Genomic DNA, 23,956 nt, shown 5'->3' on the forward strand with positions numbered 1-23,956 from the left:
CCAGGAACGGGACCACGTCGTCCGGCCCCTCGGGGCCGCCGAAGGAGAGCAGCAGCAGGGCGTCGTACGGGGCGGGATCGTGCTGATCGGACATGAGGAAGGGAATCTCCGGAAACGTCGTGGTGTGGTTCCCCTTCTTCCGCGTGCGGGTCTCCCCGGATGCGGGCGACGGGGGGCGACGTGTAACCCGGCCTCGTCCGCGAACGGCCGCCAACAGCGCTTTGGTTCCTCCGTTGTCCGTAAGGGGCACGGTTCGGTGTTAAAGGGGCGTGGTCCGGTGTTACGCCCACTACGGGTGGTGCCCGGAAACTGTGCGCGACCGCACTATGACAGGGTGCATCCGAGAAGGTCATATCGCTCGAGAGGTGCTCGAAGCGGCACTTTTGAGGTGCCGACCACAGGAGGAACGACGACCGCCGGGTTACGCACGCGACGGCCCCGCCCCCTCCCGACCGCGGGGACGTGGCATGAGCGTATGCGCGTCGGGCTCCACGCCCTTCACGAACGCCGCCGCCCTCTGGCAGACGGGACTGGCCCAGGCGTCAGTCGGATTCGTCGTGGCCGTGATCATCGGTGCCTTCCCCCTCGGCGCGATGATCAGTGACGAGGAACTTTCGCCCCCGACCCCGCCTCCCAGCCACATCGTCCCGCGATCTACCGGCGACCCGGCAGGACGCCGGAGTACCGGCACCCCGTCCGGACGCCGTTCGCGGGCGCGACGCGCCGACTCAGGCCGTACCAGGCTCCTGGGCGGCCGCACCGAGACGTCGCCCGAGCCGCCGACCGAGGAGCGGCGCAGGTGATGAGTGGCCCGCGGAGGCCCGCCGGGCTGGCCCGATCGCGGCGCACGCCCGGATGCGGCGGGGCCGATCGCGCGAAGCCGGGACGACGCTTCGGCGAGAGCTGCCCGGGGTGACGGGCGCCCGGCACGTGCCGCATGCCTCTCGATCGCGTTTCGACGCAAGAACGACGCGACTGGCACCCATCTCTTCGTCGGGGAACGGTGGAGGCGGCAGCGAATCCGCCTCACCGATCGGAGGAGAGGTCATGGCCGAACCGCTCGTACCCCCCGAGGAGACCCCGCCCGTCGAGGGTTCCATCTCCTCCGCCCATCCCGAGCGTCCCGACGGGGGCATCTGGGAGCATCCCATGATCTGGGTGTCCCTCATCCTCCTCGGCTCGCTCTCCGTTGCGCTCTTCTTCGCACTCCGGATCATCGACCTCTGACTCCCCGTGGGAGCTCCGGAATACCGACCTGGGCCTCAGCAGCAGCACGGCCGCACGGACCGACCGGGGCTGGCCCTGCGCCAGGCGAAGGGGCCGGGAAGGTTCACCGAAGTGGTCCGGCGGCCGGTGCTGCCGCGGGGTGTGACGAGGGCCTTAGAGAGCATCTGATCTAGGTAGTTGGTGTTTTGGGATGTTCTTGTGACTGCAGGTCGTAGTGCTCGTTGTCCGGGAAGTGACACCTCGACGTGCTTACTGATCGTTTCAGAATGAGTTCGCTGCAAGGGGTTGGCGGCCGGGCTTGGCGGCGGCAGAGTAGTGCAGGTGTCGGATGATCTTGTGCCTGATGACCTGTGGGAACGCATCGCTGCACTGCTGCCGCCCCGCCCGCCGCGGCGCCATCGGTACCCCGGGCGCCTGCCGGTGGATGACCGTGCAGCTTTTCGGGGCATCGTTTACGTGCTGCGCAAGAGAGTGAGCTGGAGGGACGTGCCCGCCGAGCTGATCGGCTGCAGCGGGGTGACGGCCTGGCGGCGGTTGCGGGACTGGACCGAGGCCGGACTCTGGCCCCGCCTGCACGAAGTCCTTCTGGCCGAGCTGCGCAAGGCCGGTCTGCTGGACATGGACGACTGCGCGATCGACGGCTCGCACATCCGGGCCCTGAAAGGGGGGCTCACACCGGACCTTCGCCGGTCGACCGCGCGCGGCCGGGCAGCAAGCACCACCTGATCGTCGACCGGCACGGAACGCCCCCCGCCGTGTCGCTGACCGGCGGAAACCGGCATGACGTCACTCAGCTGACGTTCCTGCTGGACGCGATCCCCCGCATCCGCGGAGTCCGTGGGAGACCCAGGCACCGGCCGGGCCGGCTGTTCGCCGACCGCGGCTACGACTACGACAAGTACCGGCGCGTCCTCCGAGCCCGCGGCATCAAGCCGATGATCGCCCGCCGAGGCGTGCCGCACGGATCAGGTCTGGGCAAGACGCGGTGGGTCGTGGAACGCACCTTCGCCTGGCTCCACCAGTTCAAACGCCTCCGCACCCGCTATGAGATACGCGCCGACCTCCACCTCGGCCTGCTCCAACTCGCCTGCAGCATCATCTGCTTGCGGCGCCTACGAACCTCATTCTGAAACGATCAGTTAGCAGGCTGAGTGAGCATCCTCGCGGACCCGGCACCGTTACACCTGCTTCTTCTGCGTTCCCCAGCCGAGCCGCGTCCCGGTCCAGCGGGAGTGACCAGCTCGCAGTACAGCAACGATCAGATCGGCAGCGGCGGCTCCCCGACGCGGAGCTCGCTCGGATCGGTCTGGTGGCGCATCCCTCGTGCAGCACGGCGGCGAGTCCATGAGCGCGGCTCCCGGTCTCCGTGTCGTACCGGATCGCTGGCCTCGGTCCTGCGACGCGGGCACCGCGTGCCGCTCGAAGCGACCGGCGATCCGGGTCTGTCCCTGTGCCCGAAATGGGGCCATGCGCCGTGGCCAGGGGTGGCCCTGCCCATGAGAACGACGACTCGTGAAGAGAACCACAGGGGTTCGCAAAGGGCCGGTCGACGGGCGGGGTCACGGGTGTGTAAGGGCGTCGAGTCGGGCGGCGAGGTCGGGGTGGGCGGTTTCCAGGTGGGGCCGGGCGGCGGTGAGGGGAGCGATGAGGTCGGCGGGGTCGTCGTGGGCGAGGGCCGCGTGGAGTTCGCCGAGCGGGCGGCGGGCGGCGGGGGGAAGGTCGGCGAGGGCGGTGATCTGGCCGGCGAGGCGGCGCAGGTCGGCCGCGTTGCGGCGGGCCCGGGTAGCGGTGTCGCGGTCGGCGGCGCGGGCCTGACGGGTGGCCGTCACGCGCTGTTCACCGGTGGTCCCGGCCGGGCCGGGGCGGCCGCGCAGGTAGCGGCGCTCGGCGGCCTGGCGGCTGGCGACACCCAGGGGAGAGGCGAGGTCGGCCCAGCTGGCGCCCGCGTCCCGTGCCGTTTCGATCAGTCCGGTCTCCCAGCCGGCGAGCCGCTCACGTACCTGCCGCAGCAGCATCAGGGAAGCAAGGGCTGCCTCCGGACCGGGAGCGGGGGTGTCGGGGGTGTCGGGGTGCTCGTGCCGGGCGTCGCGCAGGGCGTCGTCTATGGCTCTCAGGGCCGCCGCGGCGGCGAGGAACGACGCCGGGCTCTGGGCGTCGGCGCCGGACGTGGGCAGCTGGTCGGCTGCGGTCATGGACATCTCCCTCTCGTTGTCATCCTACAGACGACATCGCGTTTGTCATCCATTGGATGACATGCTACAACAGTGTCAGTGCAGCGCATTGGCACAACTGCCTGAACCTGCTGGAGGTGTTTTCACGATGTTGATGCGCACTGACCCCTTCCGCGAGCTGGACCGGCTGACGCAGCAGCTGATGGGCCCGGGCACCTGGTCCAAGCCGTCGGTGATGCCGATGGACGCCTATCGCGAGGGCGACGAGTACGTGGTGGCTTTCGACCTTCCCGGCGTGGCCGCGGACGCGATCGACATTGACGTCGAACGCAACATGCTCACCGTCAAGGCCGAGCGACGCCCGGTGGCGAAGGCCGACGACGTACAGATGGAACTGTCCGAGCGGCCCCTGGGCGCCTTCTCCCGCCAGATCGTCCTCGCCGACACCCTTGACACCGAACGCATCAAGGCCGACTACGACGCGGGCGTGCTCACCCTGCGCATCCCGATCGCCGAGCGCGCCAAGCCCCGCAAGATCTCCATCGGCGTCGGCTCCGACCGCAAGGAGATCTCCGGCTGACACCGGCTGAACAGGTGCGGAGGGAAGGGCACGCGATCTCCCCCTCGCCCCGCCCTCCGCACCCTCGCGGGCAGTCCGAGAAAGAAAGGGGTGGCGGCCACCATGACCCTGCGACGTGAAGCGTTCCTCGACCGGGTGAGGGAACGCGGCGAGTACGGTACGGAGGAGGAAGCCGAGCGGGCGGCCCGTGTGGTCCTTACCCTGCTCGGCGCGCACCTGGTCGGCGAGGTTCGCGCCCAGCTCGCGGCACGCCTGCCGGAAACCTTCGCCCTGATCCTGCTCAACCCGCTGACCAGCGCCGAACCGCTGCCGCCGGAGCGGTTCGTGCGGGCGACCGCGGCCTGGATCGAGGGCGCCACCGAGCAGACCGCGACCTGGGACGTCAGCGCCGTGCTGTCCACCGTCGCCGACGCGGCCGGGGAGGACCTGCTGGGGCAGATCCTGTTCCAGCTGCCCGCGGGCTACGACCTCCTCTTCGGCCGCTTCCACCCCGCCTGACCGGCATCCCCAAGGCCTTCCCCTCCTGCGATCCACGAAAGGCATGCACCACAGTGATCACCTACGCCCACGCACCGCTCGAACTCCAGCAGCCGGACGGGACGGCGTACGAGCGGATGCTGGAGAAGGTCCGCTACGAAGGCGCCTACCCCACCCGCGAGAGGGCTGAGGAAGCAGTCCGCCTTGTCCTGGCAGGGCTGGGACGCCAGCTGACCGGCGAGGAACGCGTCGACCTGGCCGCCCGCCTGCCCCTGGAAGCCGCCCGCATCCTGACGGCCCAGGTCCCCGATGTCCAGCTGCTGACCGGCTGGGCGTTCGTCAAGGACCTCGCCACACGGTCGGGCGCCTCCCCGGCCACCACCCGCTGGGACACCGGTTCCGTCTTGACGGCCGTCTCCACCTGCGCCGGCCCCGACCTGATCACCCGCGTCCTGCACCGGCTCCCCACCGGCTGGGCCCTGCTGTTCGGCCGAGCCGAACTCACTCCGGCCGCGTAAAGGGTCGCGTCCCTCAAGCGCCAGGGGCGATCCGCCCGCTAGTGTGGTTCAGCAGGTGTCGGCTTCGGCCCGTACGGGCCGGGATGCGCTAGCTCCAGGCGCCGGGCTCGACCCGGTCGAATCGTCGCCCTGTTCTCCCGAAGCTACAGCGAAGTGTCAAGTAGCTCTCTGTAATCAGAGCGACGCTCGGTCAGGGAGAGCAAGGCGGGGCCCGGGGAGTTCGCCGGCCGCCTGGAGGGCGGCGAAGTCGGCGTGGGCTGCCTCAACGGCTTCGGGGTATGCCTCGCGCTTGGCGTGTTCGGCGAGCGCCCGGTAGACGCCGGCCACCGAGGGGTTCTGTCCCTTGCGCTTACCGGCGGGGATGAACAGGTCGGGCTGGATCTGCTCGACGGACTCGCCGAGCGCCCGGCGCCGGAGCACGGTGTGGAGCATGTCGTCGGTGATGACCGGGGGGCGGCCGCCGTGCTTGCCCTTGCGGGCCGCGGTGTCGAGCCCCTCCAGGGTCGACTCGCGGATGTTCTCCCGCTCGGTCTCCGCCATCGCGGCGAAGAACACGAACAGCAGCTTGCCGGGGCCGGTGGGGTCGTAGGTGCCCGGCAGGGGTCCGGCGAGCATCTCCAGGACCAGGCCGTGGGCGGTGAGGTGGTCGGCTAGCGCGGTGAGTTCGGCAGCGTCGCGGCCGAGGCGCTTCATCTCGTACACGGTGAAGATGACTCGGCAGTGCGGAGCGTGCGCCTTGACCTCCCGCGCGGTCCGCAGCGCTTCCTCGAACTTGGGCCGTACGCGGACGCGGGTGCTGATCTTCTCGCTGAAGATCTTGTCCCTCGGGATGCCGTGCTTGCTGAGCGCGTCGAGTTGGGAGTCGAGTTCCTGCCCGAGGGTCGAGTAGCGGGCGTAGCCGATGCGGATGTCCGCGCTCGGCAGGTACGGGTCGATCGGCGCCGGCGGCGGGTGCCCGGCCGCCACGGCTGGCCCGGTCCGCGGTCGGCCGGGGTCGGCACCCGTAGTGCCTTCTTCAGCCGGGGCACCATGGTGAAGCGGCGGGTGTGGCAGGCGGAGGCGACCGCGCCGCCGCACGAGCGGCACGGCGAGCCGGGCTGCGCGTCACACTTCGGACAGGCGTGCTGTTCGACGTCGTCGGCGTCCGACCGGTCGGTTGGCGAGGGCTGCTGAGTGTCCGCTATGGGCCCGAATTTTCGCACAATGCAAGTCTCATAAGGGGGCTTCCTCTCTTTTGAGTGAGAACGGGTTCCGAGAACCGATCGGGTGCCGAACGGGGTCCGGCGGCCGATTTCTGATCTTGCTCGCGCAAAGGACCGTTCATGAGAGTTCGTGTTGCGTCGCTTTTGCTGGCGAGCTTCGGCGACTGAAGGCCATCGGCCGGCTGATTGGCACCGGTCAGGTCCGTCCCGACTCCTACACGGGCCCTGTCCACTTCGTGCTGCACGATGTGGACAGCGAGCGGCGGGCGCGTGAACTGGCCGCCGCTTTGCACGGCGCCCCGGCCCCCTGGCCCGTGCCGTTCCCCCCTCAGGCCGTGAAGAGGCGTCGTCGGCGGCTTCGGGCGGGCGGGTATAGGCCGGCCATGTCCATGGGACATGCCGGGTCGGGTTGCTCATCGCACCCCGGCCCGCTTCAGGACTGCGCGGGAGGCGGCGAGGGGCCCGGCAGCACCGCCCACTCCCAGGAGTTGGGCGCCGGCGTCCTCCAGCAGGAGCCTCAGCGCGCGGGCCCTGACGTCCTCCGGTGCCTCGCTACGCCGCCACCGCGGTGTCGAGGAGGTCCTCGCCGGCTACCAGAGCCGGTACGCCGTCGGCCGCTGGACCGTGTGAGGAAACCTGCCCCCGGCCGACGTCTGGCAGCTCCGCCGCCCCGCTCGTGCGCCCACCCCGGCATCGCTGGGCGTCACGGCCGGGGTGTCACGGTGAACACGCCGACCGCTTTCCTCGGTCACGTTCCCCGCCCGGTCTCCTACGGGATCCTGGTCGCCGTGCCGGCCGAGTCCGTGCTGCTCGTCGGCGCGTTCATCCCCACGCTGACCCTGCTGCCGGCCTCCGGCGCCCTGGCCCGTACCGTCGACCTGAACCTCGCCCTCGTCACCGCCTCGAGCGCAGTCGTGGCCGGAGACGCCCTCGGCCATCGCACCGGCCGGCTGCTCGGAAGCCGCCTGCGCACCGGGCGCCTCGGACGGCGCATCCCGGCCGCCGCTTGGCAACGTGCCCAGACGCTCATGGCCCGCTGCGGAGGACAAGCCGTCCTCCCGGCCCGCTTCGTCCCCGTCATACGCACCTTGATGTCATACGCACCTTGATCCCCCACCTGGCAGGGGCAACCCGTCTGCCCTACCGCAGCATCGCTCCATACAGCTTGATTGCCGCACCCTTGTGGGACGGCGTCGAATCCACAGCCGGATACGCGGCAGCCGACTGGCTCCGCCGGCTCATCGCCTACGGCGCCCCCGTCCTCGCCGTAACCGCGTTCCTGATAGCCGCAGCCGCATTGATCGGCATCACCCTCCGGTGTCGCACCCGCACCCGCGAAGCTTCAAGGGCCCCTCTCGTCGTCCCGCCCCACACGGCGGACGTCGCCACCCCCGTCACCAGCCACGAGTACCCGCTCCGAACCTCCAAGACGCGAGCCTGAAGCGCGGCGTCACGCCGGGCTCGCGCTGGTTCGAGCGAGCCGAAAGGCGAACGTGCCCCTGGAGGACAGGTCTGTTCCGCCGAACCATGACATCGGCTGCGGACTTCGAAAGCCGGCCGGCGGTGGGGGACACCCTCCTGTCGGACGTGGGCAGCTCCTGCTGAATACCACCGCAGGCGACTACGGCGTCCTTCGTCAGCCCCCTCGACCTGTGGGAGGGCGGCCCCTACACTCCGCGATCATGATCGATCCCATCGGTGCGGACACCGACCCCCGCCTTTTCGGCACTATGTCCACCATGCGCGCCATGCGCCGCATCAAGCCCGAACCGGTCCCCGAGGAACTCGTCGAGCGGCTCGTCCAGGCCGCCGTATGGGGTCCGAGCGGCGGCAACATGCAGCGCTTCAAGTACGTCGTGGTCACCGACCGGGACGTCATGACCCGTCTCGCCCCCTTGTGGAAGCGCTGCGTCGACGCGTACCTCGCCACCACGGGCGCGCTGGCCCCGGAAGGGATGGACGAGGCGGCCTACGGTCGCATGGTCGCCGCGATCGAGCACCAGCGTGACCATTTCGCCGACACCCCCGTCCTGGTCGTCCCCTGCTACCAGTTCCCCGCACCGCAGGTGACCGAAGAGGGCTATCTCGCTTCCGCGCAGGCCCTGGGCCCGGCCGCGACCCAGCGCATGGTAGACACGCAGGAGCGCTTCATGGCTCTCGCGGAAGGTTCCTGTGTCTACCCCGGGGTGCAGAACCTGCTGCTCGCCGCCCGCGGCCTCGGTCTCGCCGCGAACATCACCATCTGGCACCTGATGCTGGAGGAGGAATGGAAGGAGGCCCTCGGCATCCCCGAGGACATGCGCACCTTCGCCGTGATACCGGTCGGCTGGCCGATGGGCAACTTCGGCCCCGTGCGCCGCCGCCCGGTCTCTGAGGTCGTGCACCTCAACGGCTGGTAGGCCTGAAGGGAGTATGCGATTCCACCTGCGAGGAAGCCCCAGGGCACGAGGGGCGGCGCCCCCCGCTGTGCGGGAAGCCGGCCTCGGGAACATCGGTACAGCGGTTACCGGTGAGAACGATCATGGCTGTCTAGCCCAGTGATCCACCCAGCTGCTGGGGTTCGGTGAAACGCCTCGGCGGCTCAGATGCCGGGGAGCCCGGCCAGGGCGGCGCCCAGCCCGAGGGCCGCGCAGATGCCGAGGGCGCGCAGGACGCTCCACCGGATTTTGAAGATCAGCAGCGCCGCGATCACGGTGATCGCGAGGGCAGTGGGCCGCAGCGTGCCCGGGTCCGGCAGCGCGAGGGTCACCGGCTCGAAGACCTTCTCGTCCACGTCTGTGAAGAGGGCGTGTTCGGCGAAGTAGAGGGCGAGATCGGCGATGACGCCGACGACCGCGGCGGTGATGCCGGCCAGAGCCGCCGAGATGCGCCGGTTGCCGCGCAGGCGCTCGATGTAGGGGGCACCGAGGAAGATGAACAGGAAGCAGGGCACGAAGGTGACCCAGGTGGTCAGCAGTGCGCCGAGCAGGGCCGCGGCCCAGGGGTCGAGGGTGCCGGGATCGCGGTAGGCGCCGAGGAACGCGACGAACTGCACCACCATGATCAGCGGTCCCGGGGTGGTCTCGGCCAGGGCCAGACCGCTGACCATCTCCTTCGGCGTGAGCCAGCCGTAGGTCTGCACGGCCTGCTGGGCGACATAGGCCAAGACCGCGTAGGCGCCGCCGAAGGTGACCAGCGCGGTACCGGAGAAGAAGACGCCCTGCCTGGTGAACACGCTTTGCGTGCCGGTCAGGACGGCGACCGCGGCCACGGGGACGGCCCACAACACGAGGCCGAGAGCAAGGATGCGCCAGGTGCGGCGGCGGCCGGGCTGCTCGTGGTGGAGCGCGTCGTCGGGGATCAGCGGCGGCGCTCCGCCGTCCTTCCCGTGGCCGTTCGGGGGCTTGAGCGCGTCGGGCTTGTAGCGGCCGATCAGCCAGCCGGCCAGGGCGGCGGCTGCGATGACCGCGGGGAAGGGCACCGAGAACAGGGCCAGCGCCGCGAACGAGGCCGCCGCCAGGGCGATGAGCAGCGGGTGGGTCAGGGAGCGCTGTGCGACCCGGGCGACGGCTTGGGCGACGATCGCGACCACCGCGGGGGCCAGCCCCGCGAAGACGCCGGTGACGGCGGCGGTCGAGCCGAAGGCCACGTAGAGGGCGGATAGGGCGAGCAGGGCGAGGACGCCGGGCAGGACGAAGAGGGTGCCGGCGATCAGGCCTCCGCGGGTGCCGTTGAGGAGCCAGCCGGTGTAGATGGCGAGCTGCTGGGCCTCGGGGCCGGGCAGGAGCATGCAGTAGGACAGGGCGTGGTTGAACCGCTGCTGGCCGATCCAGCGCTTCTCCTCCACCAGGGCCCGCTGCATCACGGCGATCTGTCCGGCGGGACCGCCGAAGGTCTGCCAGGAGATCGCGAACCAGGCGCGGGTCGCCTGCCGCAGCGGGATCACCTCGCCCGTGGCGGCGCCGCGGTCGGCTCGGGCCCGGGGGCTGGGCGGCTGGTCGGTGGCGGTCACCGGCACTCCCCTTTCCGTCCTGATCAGGCCGTACGAGGCGGCCGGGGTTCGGACGGCCTGGGTGTGCGCGACCGCGCCACCCACCCCGCCCACTGCTGTGTAACCATGGTTACATCAGAGTTCGGTTCGGAGGAAGGCGGTTCTCGGGGGATGGACATGAACAGCTCATTGCAGCCGCCGGACGCGACCAGGGCCCCGGGACTCTTCGCGTGAGCGGGCCGGGCACCGAGCGGCAGTGGGTGCTGCTCTCCTACCGGCTACCCCGGGAGCCCTCCACCCCGCGGATCACCGTGTGGCGCAAGCTCAAGCGCCTGGGCGTCGCCCAGATCAGCGACGGACTCGTCGCGCTGCCCGCCGACCCCCGCACCCGCGAGCAACTGGAGTGGATCGCCGAAGAGGTCACCGACTCCGCTGGCACCGCCACCGTGTGGATCGCCCACCCGACCGCCTCCGGCGACGAACAGCAGCTCATCGACACGATGACGCAGGCCCGCGCCGCCGAGTACCAGCAGGTGCACTCCGAGGCCGAAGCCGCCCGGCAGGCACACGACGCCGAACGGCGGCGTGCGCTGACCAGGCTGCGCGCCGAACTTCGGCGGATCCAGCGCCGCGACTACTTCCCCCCACCCGACCGGGACACCGCCGAGCAGGCCGTCAACGCCCTGCACCCCGCCAACACCACGGAAGAGAGCACCCCATGAAGTGGGCCACCCGCGCCGGCATCCACATCGACCGCGCCGCCTGCGCCTGGCTGATCCGCCGCTTCATCGACTCGGACGCCGAGTTCGTCTTCGTCACCGACCCCGCCCACGTCCCCGCCGACGCCACCCCCTTCGACATGCGCGGAGCCGAACTCGGCCACCACCACGGCGACTGCAGCTTCGAGACCATCCTGCGCGTCCACCACCTCACCGACGACCCCGCACTGCGCCGGATCGCCGACATCGTCCACGAAGCCGACATCGACGACGAACGCTTCCACGCCCCCGAAGCACCCGGCCTCGACGTCGTCCTGCGGGGCCTGTCCATGACCGGCGACGACACCCACACCATGAGCATCGCCAACCCCGTCTTCGACGGCCTCTACGAGTACTACCGGCGCGCCACTTCCCTGGGCCGCGAACCCGCCTGAGAACCGGGAAGGCAAGCAAGGCGGCGGAGCACTCGGAGCCTTTCCCCGCCGGACAGCCCCGTCTCCACCCCAGCGAACCCGGACGGCTGGATCAGACAGTGCCCCGCCTGTCGGCAAACGATCCCCTGATGGCAGTTCGGTCCACCCGCTCGATGAACTCGGGCAGGACGGGGCATTGGGCGGATGATCATCCAATGCGGATCAATACCGATTGCCGACAGGGTTTAACGACACATACGGTCGGCCGTATGGCCAACCTCGTCCACAAGCGGGACTCGACCGACGAGCAGCCGACAGCCCGGCAGAACCTCGTGCTCGCCGAGGCCGGGATCGAAGACCCCAAGGAGTTCGTGGAAGAGGTCGGCACCTCCAGCCGTCTTCACCCCCTCAAGCGCCCCAAGTTCGCCGCCCTGCTGGAGTACGCCCGCACTGGCGACACCATCCACATCTCCGAGATGTTCCGTCTCGTGCGCGGCACCCAGCACATCCTCGATGTGCTCGACGTCCTCCACGATCGGGGGGTGTACCTGAAGATCCACGACGGGGCATTCTCCGCGATGGACCTCACCGCCCGGCACGAGCGCACCGGCGAACTACTAGCCACGGTCAAGTTCCTCGTCCAGACCCTCGCCGCCGCCGACGACCTCCAGCGCGACCTCCAGCGCGAGCTGACCTACGACGGACTGCGTGCCGCCGAGGCCAAGGGCACCAAGGGCGGGCGCCGCCCCGCGGTGGCGGCCGCGAAGACCGACGAGGTACGCACCGCGTACCTCGAAGGCCGCTCCATCGCCGCCCTCGCCCGCGACCACCGGGTCAGCCGCGGCGCGATCCGCACCGCCGTCGCCGACCTCCTTCCCGAGCACACCGCCATCGAGGAGGACGCGCCCGCCCCGGAGCTGCCGGTCACCCTCGACATGCCGGGCAAGGTCGCCGACTACCTCCGCACCACCGAGCTGGAGCCCGCCGAGCGCGCCGCGCTCGACCAGGGGATGACCGTACGCCGCGGCCAGGGCTACACCCTGCGCGTCAGCACCGTCCCCGCCGTGCCCCGCCCGCTGCCAGCCCATGGCCCACTTCGCGATGATCGACCTCATGGCCCGCCGCCTCACCGGCGAAGCCACCCCCAACTGGCGCGGAACCTGACCCGGGATCAAACACACCTCACAGGGCGAAACGCTCAGTCAGTCATCCGCCGAGCGGATGTCGCCTCCGTTGGGTTCAGCGATGGTTCCTTGGCCGTCCGCAGCATCGTTCACGCTGCTGAGGGAGTCGTAGTAATGAACTCGCCAGGTGGCGTTGGAGTAGTTCCTACTGCCCCCGTAGACGTTGTCCCTGTTACCGGTCTCACAGTAGAGGTAAAGCTCCTTGTTGTGGCTGTTGACCTCCAGCTTGATGCGGTCACCGGCGCGGATAGCCCGCTTGCCGCCGACGGTGAGATTGTCAGTGATGGTGACGTTGTTGCCGGGCAAGACGTTGACGTGGCTGTTGATTTTGAGCGGTTCGCCGTACGGGCCGCGGAGGTCGGCGATTCGGACGGTCCCTGTCCCGACGGCGTTGAGGTTGCCGTTGGCGGTGAGCGTGCCACCGACGGTGACGTCGCCGATGGTCGTGATGCTGTTGTTGAAGGTGCTCGCCCCGGTGACGTTCAGGGCCGCGTCGACCTTCAGGCCCGCGGGCTGGCTGATCCGCAGCGGGTTGCCGCCCGCGCCGCGCACCGATCCGGCGACCGTCAGGTCCTTGGCGGCGTTGGTCAGGCTGACGCTGTCGGCGAACGTACTCGCCCCGGTGACGTTCAGGGCCGCGTCGACCTTCAGGCCCGCGGGCTGGCTGATCCGCAGCGGGTTGCTGCCCGCGCCGCGCGCCGATCCGGCGACCGTCAGGTCCTTGCCGGTGTTGGTGAGGCTGACGCTGTCGGCGAATGTGGCCGGGCCCTGGACGGTGAGGTTCCTGACGACGAGGTCAGGGATGCGTACGGTGACCGCCGTGGTCAGGGTGTGGGTGAGGGTGACGCCGCCGGCTGTGACTTCGGCGCGGAGCATGAAGCCGGTGACGGTGGTCAGACCGCGCGGGGTGGACCAGACACGTTCCTTGTCGAGGGAGACTCCGGCGGGGGTGTCGCCCCAGTGCATCGTGTACTTCGCGTCCGAGCCCTCCCAGCGGAGCACGGCGACCTCACCGTTCTCCACCATGATCTTTTCGGGCGCGAAGTTCCGGAACACGAACCCGGCCGGGAACTTGTCCACCTCGACCGCGGCGTCCTTGTCGGTGAAGCTCCCGTTCGTCCTTGACGAACTCTCGACGATCGCGATGGAGACCTGACCCGCCGTGCGGTTGACTGCGATGTTGGACAGGGTGAGGGTGATGATCTGCCCGGTGAACTGCACCGCGCGGGTCGGGGTGAAGGTGATGACCGCGAAGCCGCCGGAGACGGTGGGGGCGGACGGCGTCCAGCCGGTGCTGGCACCGGTCTTGATGCCGGCGCCTTCGGTGGTGAGGTGCTCGGCTCCCGCGCCGACCGGCACCCGGACGGTGATTTTGTTGCACCAGGCCGACGTAGTGATGCCGCCGCCGACATTGATGTTGACGGAGCCGTATTCGGTTTCCTCGGCGGAGCTCACCCGCAACGGCTTCGGGTCGGTCGACGGTTCGTACGGCAGCAGGTTGGTGGCGTTCACCATGACGACGCTCATGCAACAGCCTTTCTGTAAAAGGAGGTTCAGGACGTCTCGGTCGCGTCGAGCAGCAGGTATCCATACCGGGCCTCCGCCTGCGGATCCCCGAAGTGCGCCGCGGAATCAGCCGGAACGATCGGCAGCTCCACCCACTCGGTCTCCGACCCGCGCGGCTCGGCCCAACTCCACGCTCCGTGCCACGACGCGGGCTGCGGCAGCACCACACCTGCCTCCGTCGGCTCCTCCCCCGCCCGCGCCCGCCGGGCTTCCTCGGCCTTGTGGACCCGCTCGGCCGCGAGCAGCGGGCCGAGCCGGAAGGACGCCCGGATCCGCCGCATCGCCTCGGACACCAGGTCGTCGGGCAGCTGGACCTTGGTCACCGGGAGGATGTCCGTGGTGGCATGCACCGCCGCGTACGGATCCATCAGCAGCGTCAGGTGGTGCTTCACCGGCTGGTCCGGGGTGCGCGCGGGCACGGCCAGGCCGTGGCCTTTGTCGATCGGGGTCAGATAGCCCCCGCCGCCCTTCGGCATGACCGCGTGGAAGAGCTCGTACGAGGTCTCCTGGTCAGGTCCGGTCGCCCCGGCGAAGTATCCGATGAGGCCGTCGCCGAGCCGTTTCTCGTTGCCGAGGCGCACCGGCCAGCGGTAGCCGTCGTACTCCTCCTGCGACTCTCCAAGGACCTGGTCCCAGCTCGGGTTGCTCAGCAGCGGTCCTTCGAGCTCGACGCCCAGATCGGCGCGCACCAGTGCGAGCGGACGGCCGATGAGCCGCAGCGCAGAGCCGTCCTCCTGGGCCGCGTCGTCGAGGATGGTGTCGAGGGTCTGGTCGATGGTGTCGAGCAGACCGGTGAGTGCGGCGGCGGGTTTGTCCTTCAGGGTGCGGACGAACCGGGCCAGGTGCGGCATGGCGTCCTCGAATTCCCGGGCGTCGACGTCGGGATGGGGCGAGCCGGGGAGCGGTAGCCACACGCTGTCGTCCGTGCCGTCGATGTCCTTGACGACGCGGAGTTCGCCGAGACAGACGCCGTCGGGTCCGTGGACGACGAGGGTCTGGTCGAGATGGTTGAGCAGCAGCCAGCCGGCCAGGGGGTTTTCCGTCGTGGCCGCGCGTGCCATCGGCGAGAGCCGCTGTCCGTCCACGGCGCGTACGGTCTCCAGCCGCACGCGGGCGCCCTGGAGGAGACGCGGGCCGAGCTGGACGAAGCGGGCCGTGCCGATGAGGTCCTCGTGCAGGACGCTGTCAGGGGCAACGCTCTCCGCGAGGGTGAGGGAGACCTGTTCGTAGTTGCCGCTGTTGACGATGTCGTAGGTACGCCCGAAGCGGTCGACGATGCGCAGGTCGTGAAAGGTGAACTGGCCGGCCCGGACCGGCTGGAACGGTGTTCCGGGGTCGTCGGCGGGCGGCTCGAGCGGGCCGCCTTCCGGGACGCTCTGGATGTCGCCGACGAGCCTGGCGACGGCCTCGGGTACGTGCACGGTGGTCCTGGCGGCGCCGTCCTGCTGGACGAGCCAGTCGTGGAAGCCGTCGAGGCGCTGGGAGAGCATTCCCGGGTCGCCGAGTTCCTCGCGCAGGGCGAGCAGGCCTTCGGTGGGAGCGCCGGAGTAGGTGTCGAGGTAGCGGTCGATCTGCTTCTGCAGGACGAACGGCGCGCTCGGGGTCAGGAACGCCCGGCTCTTGAAGGTGAGCCAGCGCAGGTCGGCTTCGCCGCCGCCGGGCTGGGCTCCCCGGCCGGACCATTCGTAGCGGCTGCCGTTGAAGGCCCAGTAGGTGGTGTCGCCGGCCTGGAAGGGCGTGGGGCAGTACTTCAGCTCGTATTCGAGGTGCATGGGCAGCCAGGGCTGCCGCCACGGCGCGGTGTACTCGGGGACGGGCCCGGTGACGGCGGCGGGGTCCTTGAGAGCCGCGTCGAGAGCGCCGGGCACCCGGGCCACCTGGTCCAGGAGGGCGAACTCGGCGAGCAGCGGGGCGCAGGCATCGGGAAGACCGGCCAGTCCCGGGCTGGGCGGAGTGGTGGGCCGGTCGTAGGTCGTGCCGCCGACGGTGATCCGGGTGATCAGGGCCTCGGGAAGGCGGCAGGGCAGCGGGGTGTCCCGGGTGAGGGGATCCTTGGCACCGGTGTCCTTGATGAGCACGACCGGGTCGGCGGGGCGGTAGTAGGACTCGCGGGCGGTGCGCTCCAGCTGGTAGCGCGGGTCGAGTCCGCGCTCCGTCGCGTACTTCCTGATATCGGCCGCGAGTTCCTCCGGGGTTCCTCCGGTGGGCAGTTGCCTCGCCCACACGAACTGTTCGTCCAGCAGGGCCTTGGTCCGCCCGGCCAGGCTCGTCTCGTCGTTCTCGTCGAGCTGGGCGTCGGCCGCGGCGTCGAAGCCCGCGGGGTGCTCAGGGGTGAACGGGGGCACCGGCTTGTTACGCAGCCACCAGATGTTCCACAGGCGCTGCTGAGAGCGGCGCAGCCTGGGCGTGAGGTCGTCGTATTGCCTTTGGACCTCGTTGAGTTCGGTCAGCCATCCGGGTTCCGGTGGTGGGGGCGGCAGCTCGTCGTCGCCTTCGACGGGGCGCGCGGTCACCTTCCAGGTGTGGCCACCGGCGGAGCCGGAGAACCAGGAGTGATGGGTGAGGGCGTCGAGGTCCTCTTCGCCGTCGGCGGTGTCGAGTGTTTCGAGGGTGCCGTGGAAGAGGGAGCGTACGAGGTCCCCGGTGCGCGCGGACCGGGTCTGGCGGGCGGCCAGTCGGCCGAGGGCTTCGGCGCTGCTGCTGCCCAGCGTGAGGATCTTGCTGAGTTCGATGTTGCTCGGTTTGTCGGACTCGTGGGTGGCGCCTTCGCGCTGCCAGTCGACTCCCAGCGCGGTGCCGCTGTAGAGGGTGCGGTCCAGGGCGTCGGCGGCGGTGCCTTCGGGGGTTTCCCAGCCGAGGGCTTCGAGGAGGTCGGCCGTTTTGGTCGTGTCCGGAGGGAGCAGGCCGGGCACGGACGCGGCGTGGTTGAGGTAGTCGAGCGCGTCGTCGCTGTACCAGCCGACGACGAAGTAGCTCAGCGTCGCGTCGGGCGGGTAGTTGTCCAGGTCGCCTTTGAGGTCCTCAAGGGTGTCGTGGATGGAGAACACGTCTTTGTTGTAAGGCTGGTATGCCGCGAAGCCGGGCAGTCCGGGCCCGGCCGCGGTCAGGTGCGGCTTCTGGGCGGGTGGTTCGGTCCACGGCGCCTGGGTGAGGTCGTGGCGGCGGCCGAGGAAGGTCAGCTCCAGCGGAGCGCCCTCCGGTGAATCGGGGTTCGGGTGCTTGTTGGTGCCGTAGAGGTCGTTGCCGTCGGCGTCCTGGACCGGGCGGCTCTCCAGGTAGTCGCTCTGCACGATCCACCCGACGGCCTTTCGGTCCGCCGCCGCCTCTGTGGTGCTGTAGCGCACGACCAGCCACCGGTTGGGGACGAAGGGGAAGGTCGTCTCACCCGTCGTCTGGTCGTAGTGCCCGTTGGCCAGCGCCTCAGGCAGCTGCCATTGGACATAGACGCCTTCGCTGTCCGGGCCCATGCTTTCGGTGCCGACGCTGGGGGGCGGTTCCGCGCCCGCGCCTTCCTCGATCATGGCGTCGAAGTTCGGTGTCCACCGGTTGAAGGTCTCGGTGGTGCGGGTCAGCCGGTTGACGACAAGGGCGTTCACCTTGACGGGGACGATCAGGTCCGTGGCGCTCATCAGGCGGTCTCCGTCCGGGCAGCGGTGCCGGTGGGGCTGAGGATTTCCTGTTCCAGCGGGGCGTTGACGAGTTCCAGGGCCAGTTGTCCGGGGTCAAGATCGGTGAGGCCGAACTCCTGGGCCAGGGCGGGCACCAGGCCGCCGGTGCCGAACATCTGAAGCACCGCGGGTCCGGCGTCCGGGTCGGAGCGCAGGTGGAGGTCGAAGAGGCTGCCGGTGGCCGGGTAGTAGGTCTCCAACGGGGTGCCGATCGGCGGGTCGGCGGCCAGGCTGCGCAGGCCGAGGCGGTTCCCGGCGTCGATGCCGTAGTGGATGCCCTGCCCCGGTTCGCGGATGACGACCTTGTCGGGGACGCCGTCCCAAAGGACGAGCAGGATCCTCTTGTCCGGTTTGGCGCGACGCAGTTCGGTGAGGACGGTTCCGTCCTCGAGGTAGGCGTTGACCTTGATGTCAGGCCAGGCGGGGATGAGTTCGGAGTGGATGAGCAGCCCGCCGGCGGCCCGCTTCGCACTGCCCGACCGGGTGGTGGCCCGGTTGAGTTCGGGGGCGAGGCGGCTGTCGACGGAGGTGTGCACACCGACGTCGGCGGCTCCGGCGACAAGCGCGTCCAGCCAGCCCTGGTCGAGGCGGAACATCCGCAGGGATTCCAGGGGCAGCATGCGAGGGTCGGGGACGAGGTGGTGGAACGGCACGCCTTGGAGCAGGCCGAGGCGGGCCTGCCAGGCGGCAATGGCCTCGGCGTTGCGTTCCGCGGTGGTCCGCAGCAGGGAGACGGCGCGTTCTTCCGCGAGGACGGACCTCGACTGTGTACGTGTCACTCTCGGCCGCGGTGTCCTGCGTCCTCCGTCATCCGGGAGCTGGGGGCTCTTGAGCCCGGTGCTGAGCCGCTCGCGGAACCCTGCGGAGGCGAGTTCGCGCAGCGCGCCGAGGGCGGGCGGGGCATCCGGGTCGACCGAGGCGCGCGCCGGGTCCGCGGCCAGCGCCATCAGCGTCGTCGCCCGGTTGGCGAGTTCGCGGCGGGCCCGGCCGACGGCGGTGGTGTATTCGGGGTCGGCCAGGCCGATGGTCCGACCCAGCGTCCAGGCGACGGCATAGCTGACGTCGAAGATCCCGTGCACGGGCTCGTAGACGAGTGCGTGGTCGGAGGTGGTGTGCGGGCCGGGGCTGTGCTCAGTGGGCACGTCGAAAGCGGTGACCGGAGTGGCCGGGCCCCGGTACCAGGCGAAGGTGCGTTCGCCGGAGAGGGTCAGCTGCGGGACGGCGGTGTAGCCACGTGCGAGGCGGTCGCGGACGTAGTCGTCCTCGGGGTCGTCGGTGACCGGTGCGGTCACCGGCAGGCGCAGGGCGAGTTCTTCGGGGTCCTCGGCGCCGGGGGCGACGAGGTTCTCCAGCAGCGCTCCGGGGTCGGCGGCGGGCCCTTCGCTGCTGGTGAAGCTCCAGCTGTGCAGCGAGCACAGGCGGACGGCCGTCGTGCCGCCGGGCAGGGTGCCGGACAGGCGGCCCTCGAAGCCTTCGAGGGAGACGAGATGGACGGCGTAGTTACCGGGGTGGCGGGGGAAGCGGTTGGCGTTGACGACCGCGTACTCCCCTTCTTCGAGGACTTCGCCGTCGGCCCGGGTCTTGTTCGCGTCGACTACTTTGCGGACGTGGGCGAGGTAGTACATCTCGTCGTCGCGCGGAGCGACCGCGTTGAAGAGGTCCGCCGGGACGTCGATGGTCCGGCACTTGCTTCGGGCCTCAGCCTCGTCGACGCCGCCGGACGGCAGGTCCGGGCCCTTGACCCCCGCCTCGGCGGGGTTCCGCAGCTCCTCGACGGTGCGCAGCACGGTGTCCCCGGATGCGGCGGGGTCGTCGGGCAGTTCGTTCTCGCCGAAGACGAGCAGGGCGAGCCAGGGCGGGCGTGCCGGGGGCTGCTCGGCGAGGGTTCCGGCGAGGTTGCGTTCCCAGGGCAGGATCGACCGGCTCAGGGTGATGTGCGGCAGGGTCCTGGTGTAGGCGCCGGTGCTCTCGCGCGGCGGGTAGTAGGCGTGGACGGACGCTTCGCCGAGTACGAAGCGGACGGCCTTGATCTCGAAGGTCTCCTCGGACGGGAGCAGCTTGTCCTCGGCGTCCAGGTCGCCGTCGGAGTCGCTGAGGGTGTTCTTGACCACGACCCGGTAGTCGCCGGGGGTGGCACGCGGGATCAGGTGGTCGAGGAAGTGGATGCGCAGATCCGGTTCAGCGGTCACGGCCGGTCACCTCGTCGCGGTGGTGGTCAGGGGCGGGGTGGTCAGGCTGCGGCCGGCGAGTGCGGCGTAGCCGGTGAGCGGACTGTCGGTGTCGGCGCCGGGTCCCGCGCCGAGCCGGGCGAGGGTGCTGAGCACGGCGGTGCGGCGGTCCTTGACGGTGTCGGCGGCGACGGTGTCGACGATGGTCCGGACGCTTTGGTCGTCGGCCCGCGGCTCGGGCCCGGCGGGGGCGGACACGCGCAGGGGCATGCGACCGTCCGGGAGTCCTTCGTACGAGAGCGCCTTTGAGGTGACGGGCCCGGTGTCGGTGCCGTAGTCCGGCTTGGGGAGGGTGATCCTCAGTCCGGTGAGGCGGTTTTCGAGCAGCTGGTCGCCGCCGAGCGCATCTCCGGGTTTGGCCAGGGGCTTGCCCCACAGGCCGGGGGCGACCGTGCCGGTGACTGGCTTGACCACCCAGTGATGGTCGGTGGGGTGGAAGGTCGTGCCGTCCTTGGTAATGGTGACCCGGTGGGCGGAAGTGACACCGGTCTTCCGCATGGGGCGGATGTCGATGCTCCCCTCGTCGGACTGCTTGATCAGCCGGTCGTTGATGTAGAGGTGCGAGGCGGGGATGCCGGCTTCGGTGGTGAATGTGAATCCGGCCGAGGAGACGAGGGTCGGTTCCTTGGCGGCCGCGCGCCGGGCGATCTCGCCCTGGTCGGCGTCGGCGAGCAGGCCCTCGTTGGGGATGACCCGGGCGGGTGCGGGGATCTGGGTGCGGAACTCGGGCCAGTCCACGGTGGGGGTGTTGTCACGGGAGGAGCCGAAGCCGAAGCTGAAGGAGATGAACCAGAGTTTGACGGTGGCCCGGCCCCCGAAGGGCGGCAGCCACAGGTGGAGGTCGATGCCGACCTCGACGGAGATGCGGACCCGGACGAACCAGACCTTGATGGTGGCCGCGACGCCGATGCTGATGCCGAGCCGGACGTCGAGGTAGAAGGGTTTCCACTGGACCAGCACGTCGAGGTGCGCGGTGAACCACGCGGAGAAGACGCCCTTGTCGTAGACGGCGGCCAGGCGGCCACCGAACATGAACGCGGCGGGCGTGATCGCGGCGTAAGCCTCGGCCCGCACGGTGATGTCGCTGGCCGGGGACCACACGAACCCGAGGCGCTTCGGCCGGGGGTAGTGGGCGGGGACGTTGTAGTCGGGGTGGTAGCCGCCGAGGCTGATGGCGAAGTCACCGGCGCGGCTTCCGCCGGTCCAGATATAGACGGCGATGCCACCGGTCAGTTCGATCGACGGATCGAGCACATAGCTGCCGGGCAGCAGAGCCACGTCCATGGACAGACAGTGTTCGGCGGAGCTGAAACCGAGACTCAGGCCAATATTCACCCTGGCAATGGCCCGGGCATTCGGGTTGAGGGTGCGCGGCAGGCTGACGGAGGTACGGCCGAGCAGCATGGCCTTGACGCAGTCACCGAGTTCGATGACGGCGAGGGCCTTGGTCTCGATGAAGCCGAAGCTGGTGAACTTCACTCCGGCGGCGATCCAGTACTGGCCCTCGGTGGGACGGATCCAGCCGGTGGGTCCGGTGAGGGCCTTGAGCGCGTCCTCGGGGGTGTACGGCGTCGGGGCCGGCAGGCCGGGCAGGGCTTGGGCCGCATCCAGCCGTGCCACCAGGGGGAATTCGGCGATCTCGGTGCCGGTGGGGGCCTTCTTGAAGGAGCTGTTGATCCCGAATCCGGCGGAGAAGCCGGTGACGGTGAAGGGTGGCGGGCCGAAGACCGAGGCGCCGCCGAGGAGGGAGATCTCGCCGTAGATGAAGACTGAGTGCCAGCCTTCGACGCTGCGTGCCCACACGGCCTGGGCGCCGAGTTCGACCGCCATCGCCTGGACGAGGATCAGTCCGGCGAGTTCGAAGTCGAGGGTGGGGTCGTCGGGTGTCTTGTTGAGCAGGCCGCCCTTGAGGCCGATGAGCCCGTCGGCGGCGGTGGCTTCGATGTTCATGCCGTGCAGGAAGGGAAGCAGCGGGAAGCCGCCGCTCATGCCGACGTAGAAGCCGAGTCCGGCGACCTGCCAGGTGAGAGAACCGATCGTGACCTGGCCCTGGAGCTCGATCAGCAGACCTTTTTTGAAATCGTAGCGGAATACGATCGACGAGAGGTAGACCGGCCCGAACTGCTTGCCGATGACGAACTCGTATTCGAGTTTCGGCTTGTCCGGGCTTTCCGGAGCCGGTCCGAACTTCGGCGGGACGGTGATCACCAGTGCCGGGGTCGGATTGCCCATGACCGCGAGGTGGACCGCCGCACTCACGTTCTTGCCCAGCGGGACCCCTGCCGCCTCGTTCACCATCGGCAACTGCTGGAGCGGGCCGAGGTTGTACTCCGTGATGACCCGGTTGATCTTGATTACGTCCTCGGCGCTGAGATTCTCGGAGACGTACATGATCTGGAGCGCGGGCAGGGACAGCAGTCCGTTGCCGATCATGGGCCCGACCACCGGCAGCCCGGAACCGTCCCAGTCCGTGCGGGCCCGGACCATGGCGACGGTGGTGGCCTTGGGTTTGCCGTCCTGGCCGGTGCGGCCGAGCGCTGTGGTCCGCAGCACCAGCAGTTCCACCGGGTTCGCGCCGGTGCCGTGGTCCACCGGCGCTTCGGCGGTGACCATCAGGTTGTCCATCTTGCCCATCGGGTGCTGGTGCAACTGTACCCGCTCCAACCAGTCGACCAGCGGTCCGGGAAGCTCGACGTCGTACTCGCCGAGGGCTTCGAGCAGCGGAGTGATCAGCAGCGGCGGTCCGTCGAGGGGCTGGGCCGTGCCGATGGACTCCTTGTGCAGTCCGGCGCGGAACTCCAGCGGGTCGGCGACCGCCCCGCCGAGCTGGAACCCCACCCAGGGCCCGGTGCCGGGGCACCGTCCCGCCGAGGCCGCGGCCTGTCCGACGGCCAGCAGGACCCGCAGTGACCGGCCGCCGGACAGCCCGGACAGGTCGACGCGGGCAACGGCGGTCTGGAGCAGCCAGGTCGCCGGGCTCGCCTCGAAGAGCAGCGCGTCGACCGCCGTGCCGGTGGCGAAGAACCGGGCACTGGCCGGCATCTCCTCACCGGCCAAAGTGACTTTGCCGGTCACTGTCAGAGCAGCGCTGTCGGCAGTCGCCTCAGTGAGGGTCAGAACGCCGCTGGGCAGATGCTCCAGGGACTCGGCCTCGCCGCTCAGCCCGAGCCGCCCGGTGTCGAGCTCGAACGTACCGGCACCCCCCGCCGGGAACAGTGCAACCAGTTCGTCGACCGTCAGCGCCATGGGTGATTCCCGCCTGTGGACACGGTTGGGTGAGGCGCCCGCGGAAATACGGGGCCCCTGTACCGTTACGGAAAATAAAGTAGGCGTGGGGGCGCGGAAACATCAATACGGAACGTGCGTGTGGCACACTCATCCGGCCATAACGTCTGGAAAATACCGACCAGGCACCTGGAAATGATCACCTCTCGCCCGCCAAACGCACTTTTATGTGCGGGGATTCAGGTATTTTACGGGCCGCCGAAAGCGGACACCTGATCGAAGGGCCGTTCGGAGAATCGATTCGGTATGCGCATTTGTAGATGACCGAGCCCGCCACCCGCAGCCCGCTCCACTTCGCCATCCGCCGTCTCGAATGAATAGCCGAATCGCGGAATTCGGCCATGTGCCCCCAGCGCAGCGTCAAAGTCAGTTGATCAGGTAGCGGGGCGGTCCAGACCGACGAGCGGATGATCCGACCGGGAATGCTCGGTTTGGACGTGCTCCTCCGCTTCGGGGGCTGCGGGTGGCAGAGCTGCGTGGACCCAGGCGAGCGCGGCCGCCTGGTTGCCCTTGGCCGACAGGGCGCAGTCGGCATGACGCTGTTCCAGCAGGTAGACGACGGTGCCGCGCAGGTGGTGGGCGGGGTCGACGTTCTGGAACCTCCGTCGGGGTGCTGCTGCAGGTCAAACTCCAGGTGCTCGATGCCCGTTACTGAGGTTATAGGCGTGATGTCGTGAGTGTGAGGCCGGTCGCGGTAAGGCAGCCGTCGATGACGTCGCTTCGGTACTGAATCTGGCGGAGACCGAGT

The 23,956-nt window shown here is 69.6% G+C and carries 17 protein-coding genes and 3 pseudogenes; 12 read left to right on the forward strand and 8 right to left on the reverse strand.

The window, feature by feature from the left end; genetic code table 11:
• The first annotated feature begins 1,047 nt into the window (after nt 1-1,047).
• Together AB0398_RS33520 and AB0398_RS33525 are read left to right on the forward strand one after the other, a co-directional pair.
• A complete protein-coding gene (locus tag AB0398_RS33520) occupies nt 1,048-1,227 on the forward strand; it encodes a DUF6480 family protein (protein ID WP_366379450.1) in 180 nt (59 codons plus the stop codon).
• Nucleotides 1,228-1,548: 321 nt separating this feature from the next.
• Nucleotides 1,549-2,357, forward strand: a protein-coding gene (locus AB0398_RS33525; protein ID WP_366379451.1) for an IS5 family transposase whose coding sequence is annotated in 2 segments (ribosomal slippage) — nt 1,549-1,888 and nt 1,888-2,357 — 810 coding nt in all. Because the reading frame shifts where the segments join, the coding sequence is not laid out codon by codon here.
• 429 nt (nt 2,358-2,786) lie between these two features.
• Here the strand turns inward: AB0398_RS33525 and AB0398_RS33530 are convergent.
• Complete coding sequence (locus AB0398_RS33530) at nt 2,787-3,419, reverse strand: type III effector protein (RefSeq protein ID WP_366379452.1); 633 nt, start codon at nt 3,417-3,419, stop codon at nt 2,787-2,789.
• A 127-nt stretch (nt 3,420-3,546) separates the two neighbouring features.
• Between AB0398_RS33530 and AB0398_RS33535 the strand changes: the two genes are divergently transcribed.
• The 3 genes from AB0398_RS33535 (at nt 3,547) to AB0398_RS33545 (ending at nt 4,973) form a co-directional block, all read left to right on the forward strand.
• Nucleotides 3,547-3,978, forward strand: a complete 432-nt coding sequence (locus AB0398_RS33535) for an Hsp20/alpha crystallin family protein (RefSeq protein WP_366379453.1) — start codon at nt 3,547-3,549, stop codon at nt 3,976-3,978.
• A 102-nt stretch (nt 3,979-4,080) separates the two neighbouring features.
• Nucleotides 4,081-4,476 carry a DUF2267 domain-containing protein gene (locus AB0398_RS33540; protein ID WP_366379454.1) on the forward strand — a complete coding sequence of 132 codons (396 nt, stop codon included), beginning with the start codon at nt 4,081-4,083 and terminating at the stop codon, nt 4,474-4,476.
• 116 nt (nt 4,477-4,592) lie between these two features.
• A complete protein-coding gene (locus AB0398_RS33545) occupies nt 4,593-4,973 on the forward strand; it encodes a DUF2267 domain-containing protein (protein WP_366379464.1) in 381 nt (126 codons plus the stop codon).
• A gap of 174 nt (nt 4,974-5,147) precedes the next feature.
• Here AB0398_RS33545 and AB0398_RS33550 read toward each other — a convergent pair whose 3' ends face one another.
• Nucleotides 5,148-5,939 (reverse strand): recombinase family protein, encoded by a 792-nt coding sequence (locus tag AB0398_RS33550; protein WP_366379455.1) that lies wholly within the window; start codon nt 5,937-5,939, stop codon nt 5,148-5,150.
• Nucleotides 5,940-6,697: 758 nt separating this feature from the next.
• On the opposite strand from AB0398_RS33550, the pseudogene AB0398_RS33555 reads away from it, so the two are divergent.
• The 3 genes and pseudogenes from AB0398_RS33555 to AB0398_RS33565 all read left to right on the forward strand — a co-directional run.
• A pseudogene (locus tag AB0398_RS33555) lies at nt 6,698-6,901 on the forward strand (translation initiation factor IF-2); the annotation flags it as partial.
• Nucleotides 6,898-7,284 carry a DedA family protein gene (locus tag AB0398_RS33560; RefSeq protein WP_366379456.1) on the forward strand — a complete coding sequence of 129 codons (387 nt, stop codon included), beginning with the start codon at nt 6,898-6,900 and terminating at the stop codon, nt 7,282-7,284. The pseudogene AB0398_RS33555 and the gene AB0398_RS33560, both read left to right, overlap by 4 nt.
• 573 nt (nt 7,285-7,857) lie before the next feature.
• The gene (locus tag AB0398_RS33565) at nt 7,858-8,574 is read left to right on the forward strand and encodes a nitroreductase family protein (RefSeq protein ID WP_366379457.1); all 717 of its coding nucleotides are present in this window, start codon (nt 7,858-7,860) and stop codon (nt 8,572-8,574) included.
• Between the two features lie 182 nt (nt 8,575-8,756).
• Here AB0398_RS33565 and chrA read toward each other — a convergent pair whose 3' ends face one another.
• The gene (chrA, locus tag AB0398_RS33570; RefSeq protein WP_366379458.1) at nt 8,757-10,166 is read right to left on the reverse strand and encodes a chromate efflux transporter; all 1,410 of its coding nucleotides are present in this window, start codon (nt 10,164-10,166) and stop codon (nt 8,757-8,759) included.
• A 209-nt stretch (nt 10,167-10,375) separates the two neighbouring features.
• Between chrA and AB0398_RS33575 the strand changes: the two genes are divergently transcribed.
• The 3 genes and pseudogenes from AB0398_RS33575 to AB0398_RS33585 form a co-directional block, all read left to right on the forward strand.
• On the forward strand, nt 10,376-10,867 hold the full coding sequence (locus AB0398_RS33575) for a Chromate resistance protein ChrB (RefSeq protein WP_366379459.1): 492 nt from the start codon (nt 10,376-10,378) through the stop codon (nt 10,865-10,867).
• Entirely contained in the window at nt 10,864-11,298 is a 435-nt protein-coding gene (locus AB0398_RS33580; RefSeq protein WP_366379460.1) for a chromate resistance protein ChrB domain-containing protein, read from the forward strand. Before AB0398_RS33575 ends, AB0398_RS33580 begins: the two co-directional genes overlap by 4 nt.
• A gap of 248 nt (nt 11,299-11,546) precedes the next feature.
• Nucleotides 11,547-11,948, forward strand: a pseudogene (locus AB0398_RS33585) (recombinase family protein); the annotation flags it as partial.
• On the opposite strand, the gene AB0398_RS33590 reads toward AB0398_RS33585, so the two are convergent.
• The gene (locus AB0398_RS33590) at nt 11,895-12,392 is read right to left on the reverse strand and encodes a hypothetical protein (protein ID WP_366379465.1); all 498 of its coding nucleotides are present in this window, start codon (nt 12,390-12,392) and stop codon (nt 11,895-11,897) included. The pseudogene AB0398_RS33585 and the gene AB0398_RS33590 sit on opposite strands and share 54 nt — an antisense overlap.
• Between AB0398_RS33590 and AB0398_RS33595 the strand changes: the two are divergent.
• Nucleotides 12,346-12,441 (forward strand): annotated as a pseudogene (locus AB0398_RS33595) (IS5/IS1182 family transposase); the annotation flags it as partial. The gene AB0398_RS33590 and the pseudogene AB0398_RS33595 overlap by 47 nt on opposite strands.
• A gap of 38 nt (nt 12,442-12,479) precedes the next feature.
• On the opposite strand, the gene AB0398_RS33600 reads toward AB0398_RS33595, so the two are convergent.
• From AB0398_RS33600 to AB0398_RS33615, 4 genes are all read right to left on the reverse strand, one after another.
• Nucleotides 12,480-13,916: a hypothetical protein gene (locus AB0398_RS33600; protein WP_366379466.1), complete on the reverse strand. Its 1,437-nt coding sequence runs from the start codon at nt 13,914-13,916 to the stop codon at nt 12,480-12,482.
• Nucleotides 13,917-14,014: 98 nt separating this feature from the next.
• Nucleotides 14,015-17,656 (reverse strand): hypothetical protein, encoded by a 3,642-nt coding sequence (locus AB0398_RS33605; RefSeq protein WP_366379461.1) that lies wholly within the window; start codon nt 17,654-17,656, stop codon nt 14,015-14,017.
• Complete coding sequence (locus tag AB0398_RS33610; protein ID WP_366379462.1) at nt 17,656-19,884, reverse strand: hypothetical protein; 2,229 nt, start codon at nt 19,882-19,884, stop codon at nt 17,656-17,658. Before AB0398_RS33610 ends, AB0398_RS33605 begins: the two co-directional genes overlap by 1 nt.
• A gap of 6 nt (nt 19,885-19,890) precedes the next feature.
• Entirely contained in the window at nt 19,891-23,169 is a 3,279-nt protein-coding gene (locus AB0398_RS33615; RefSeq protein ID WP_366379463.1) for a DUF6603 domain-containing protein, read from the reverse strand.
• Nucleotides 23,170-23,956 lie beyond the last annotated feature (787 nt).

Source organism: Streptomyces sp. NPDC086147, from assembly GCF_040702165.1.
In the GTDB taxonomy this organism is placed as follows: Bacteria; Actinomycetota; Actinomycetes; order Streptomycetales; family Streptomycetaceae; genus Streptomyces.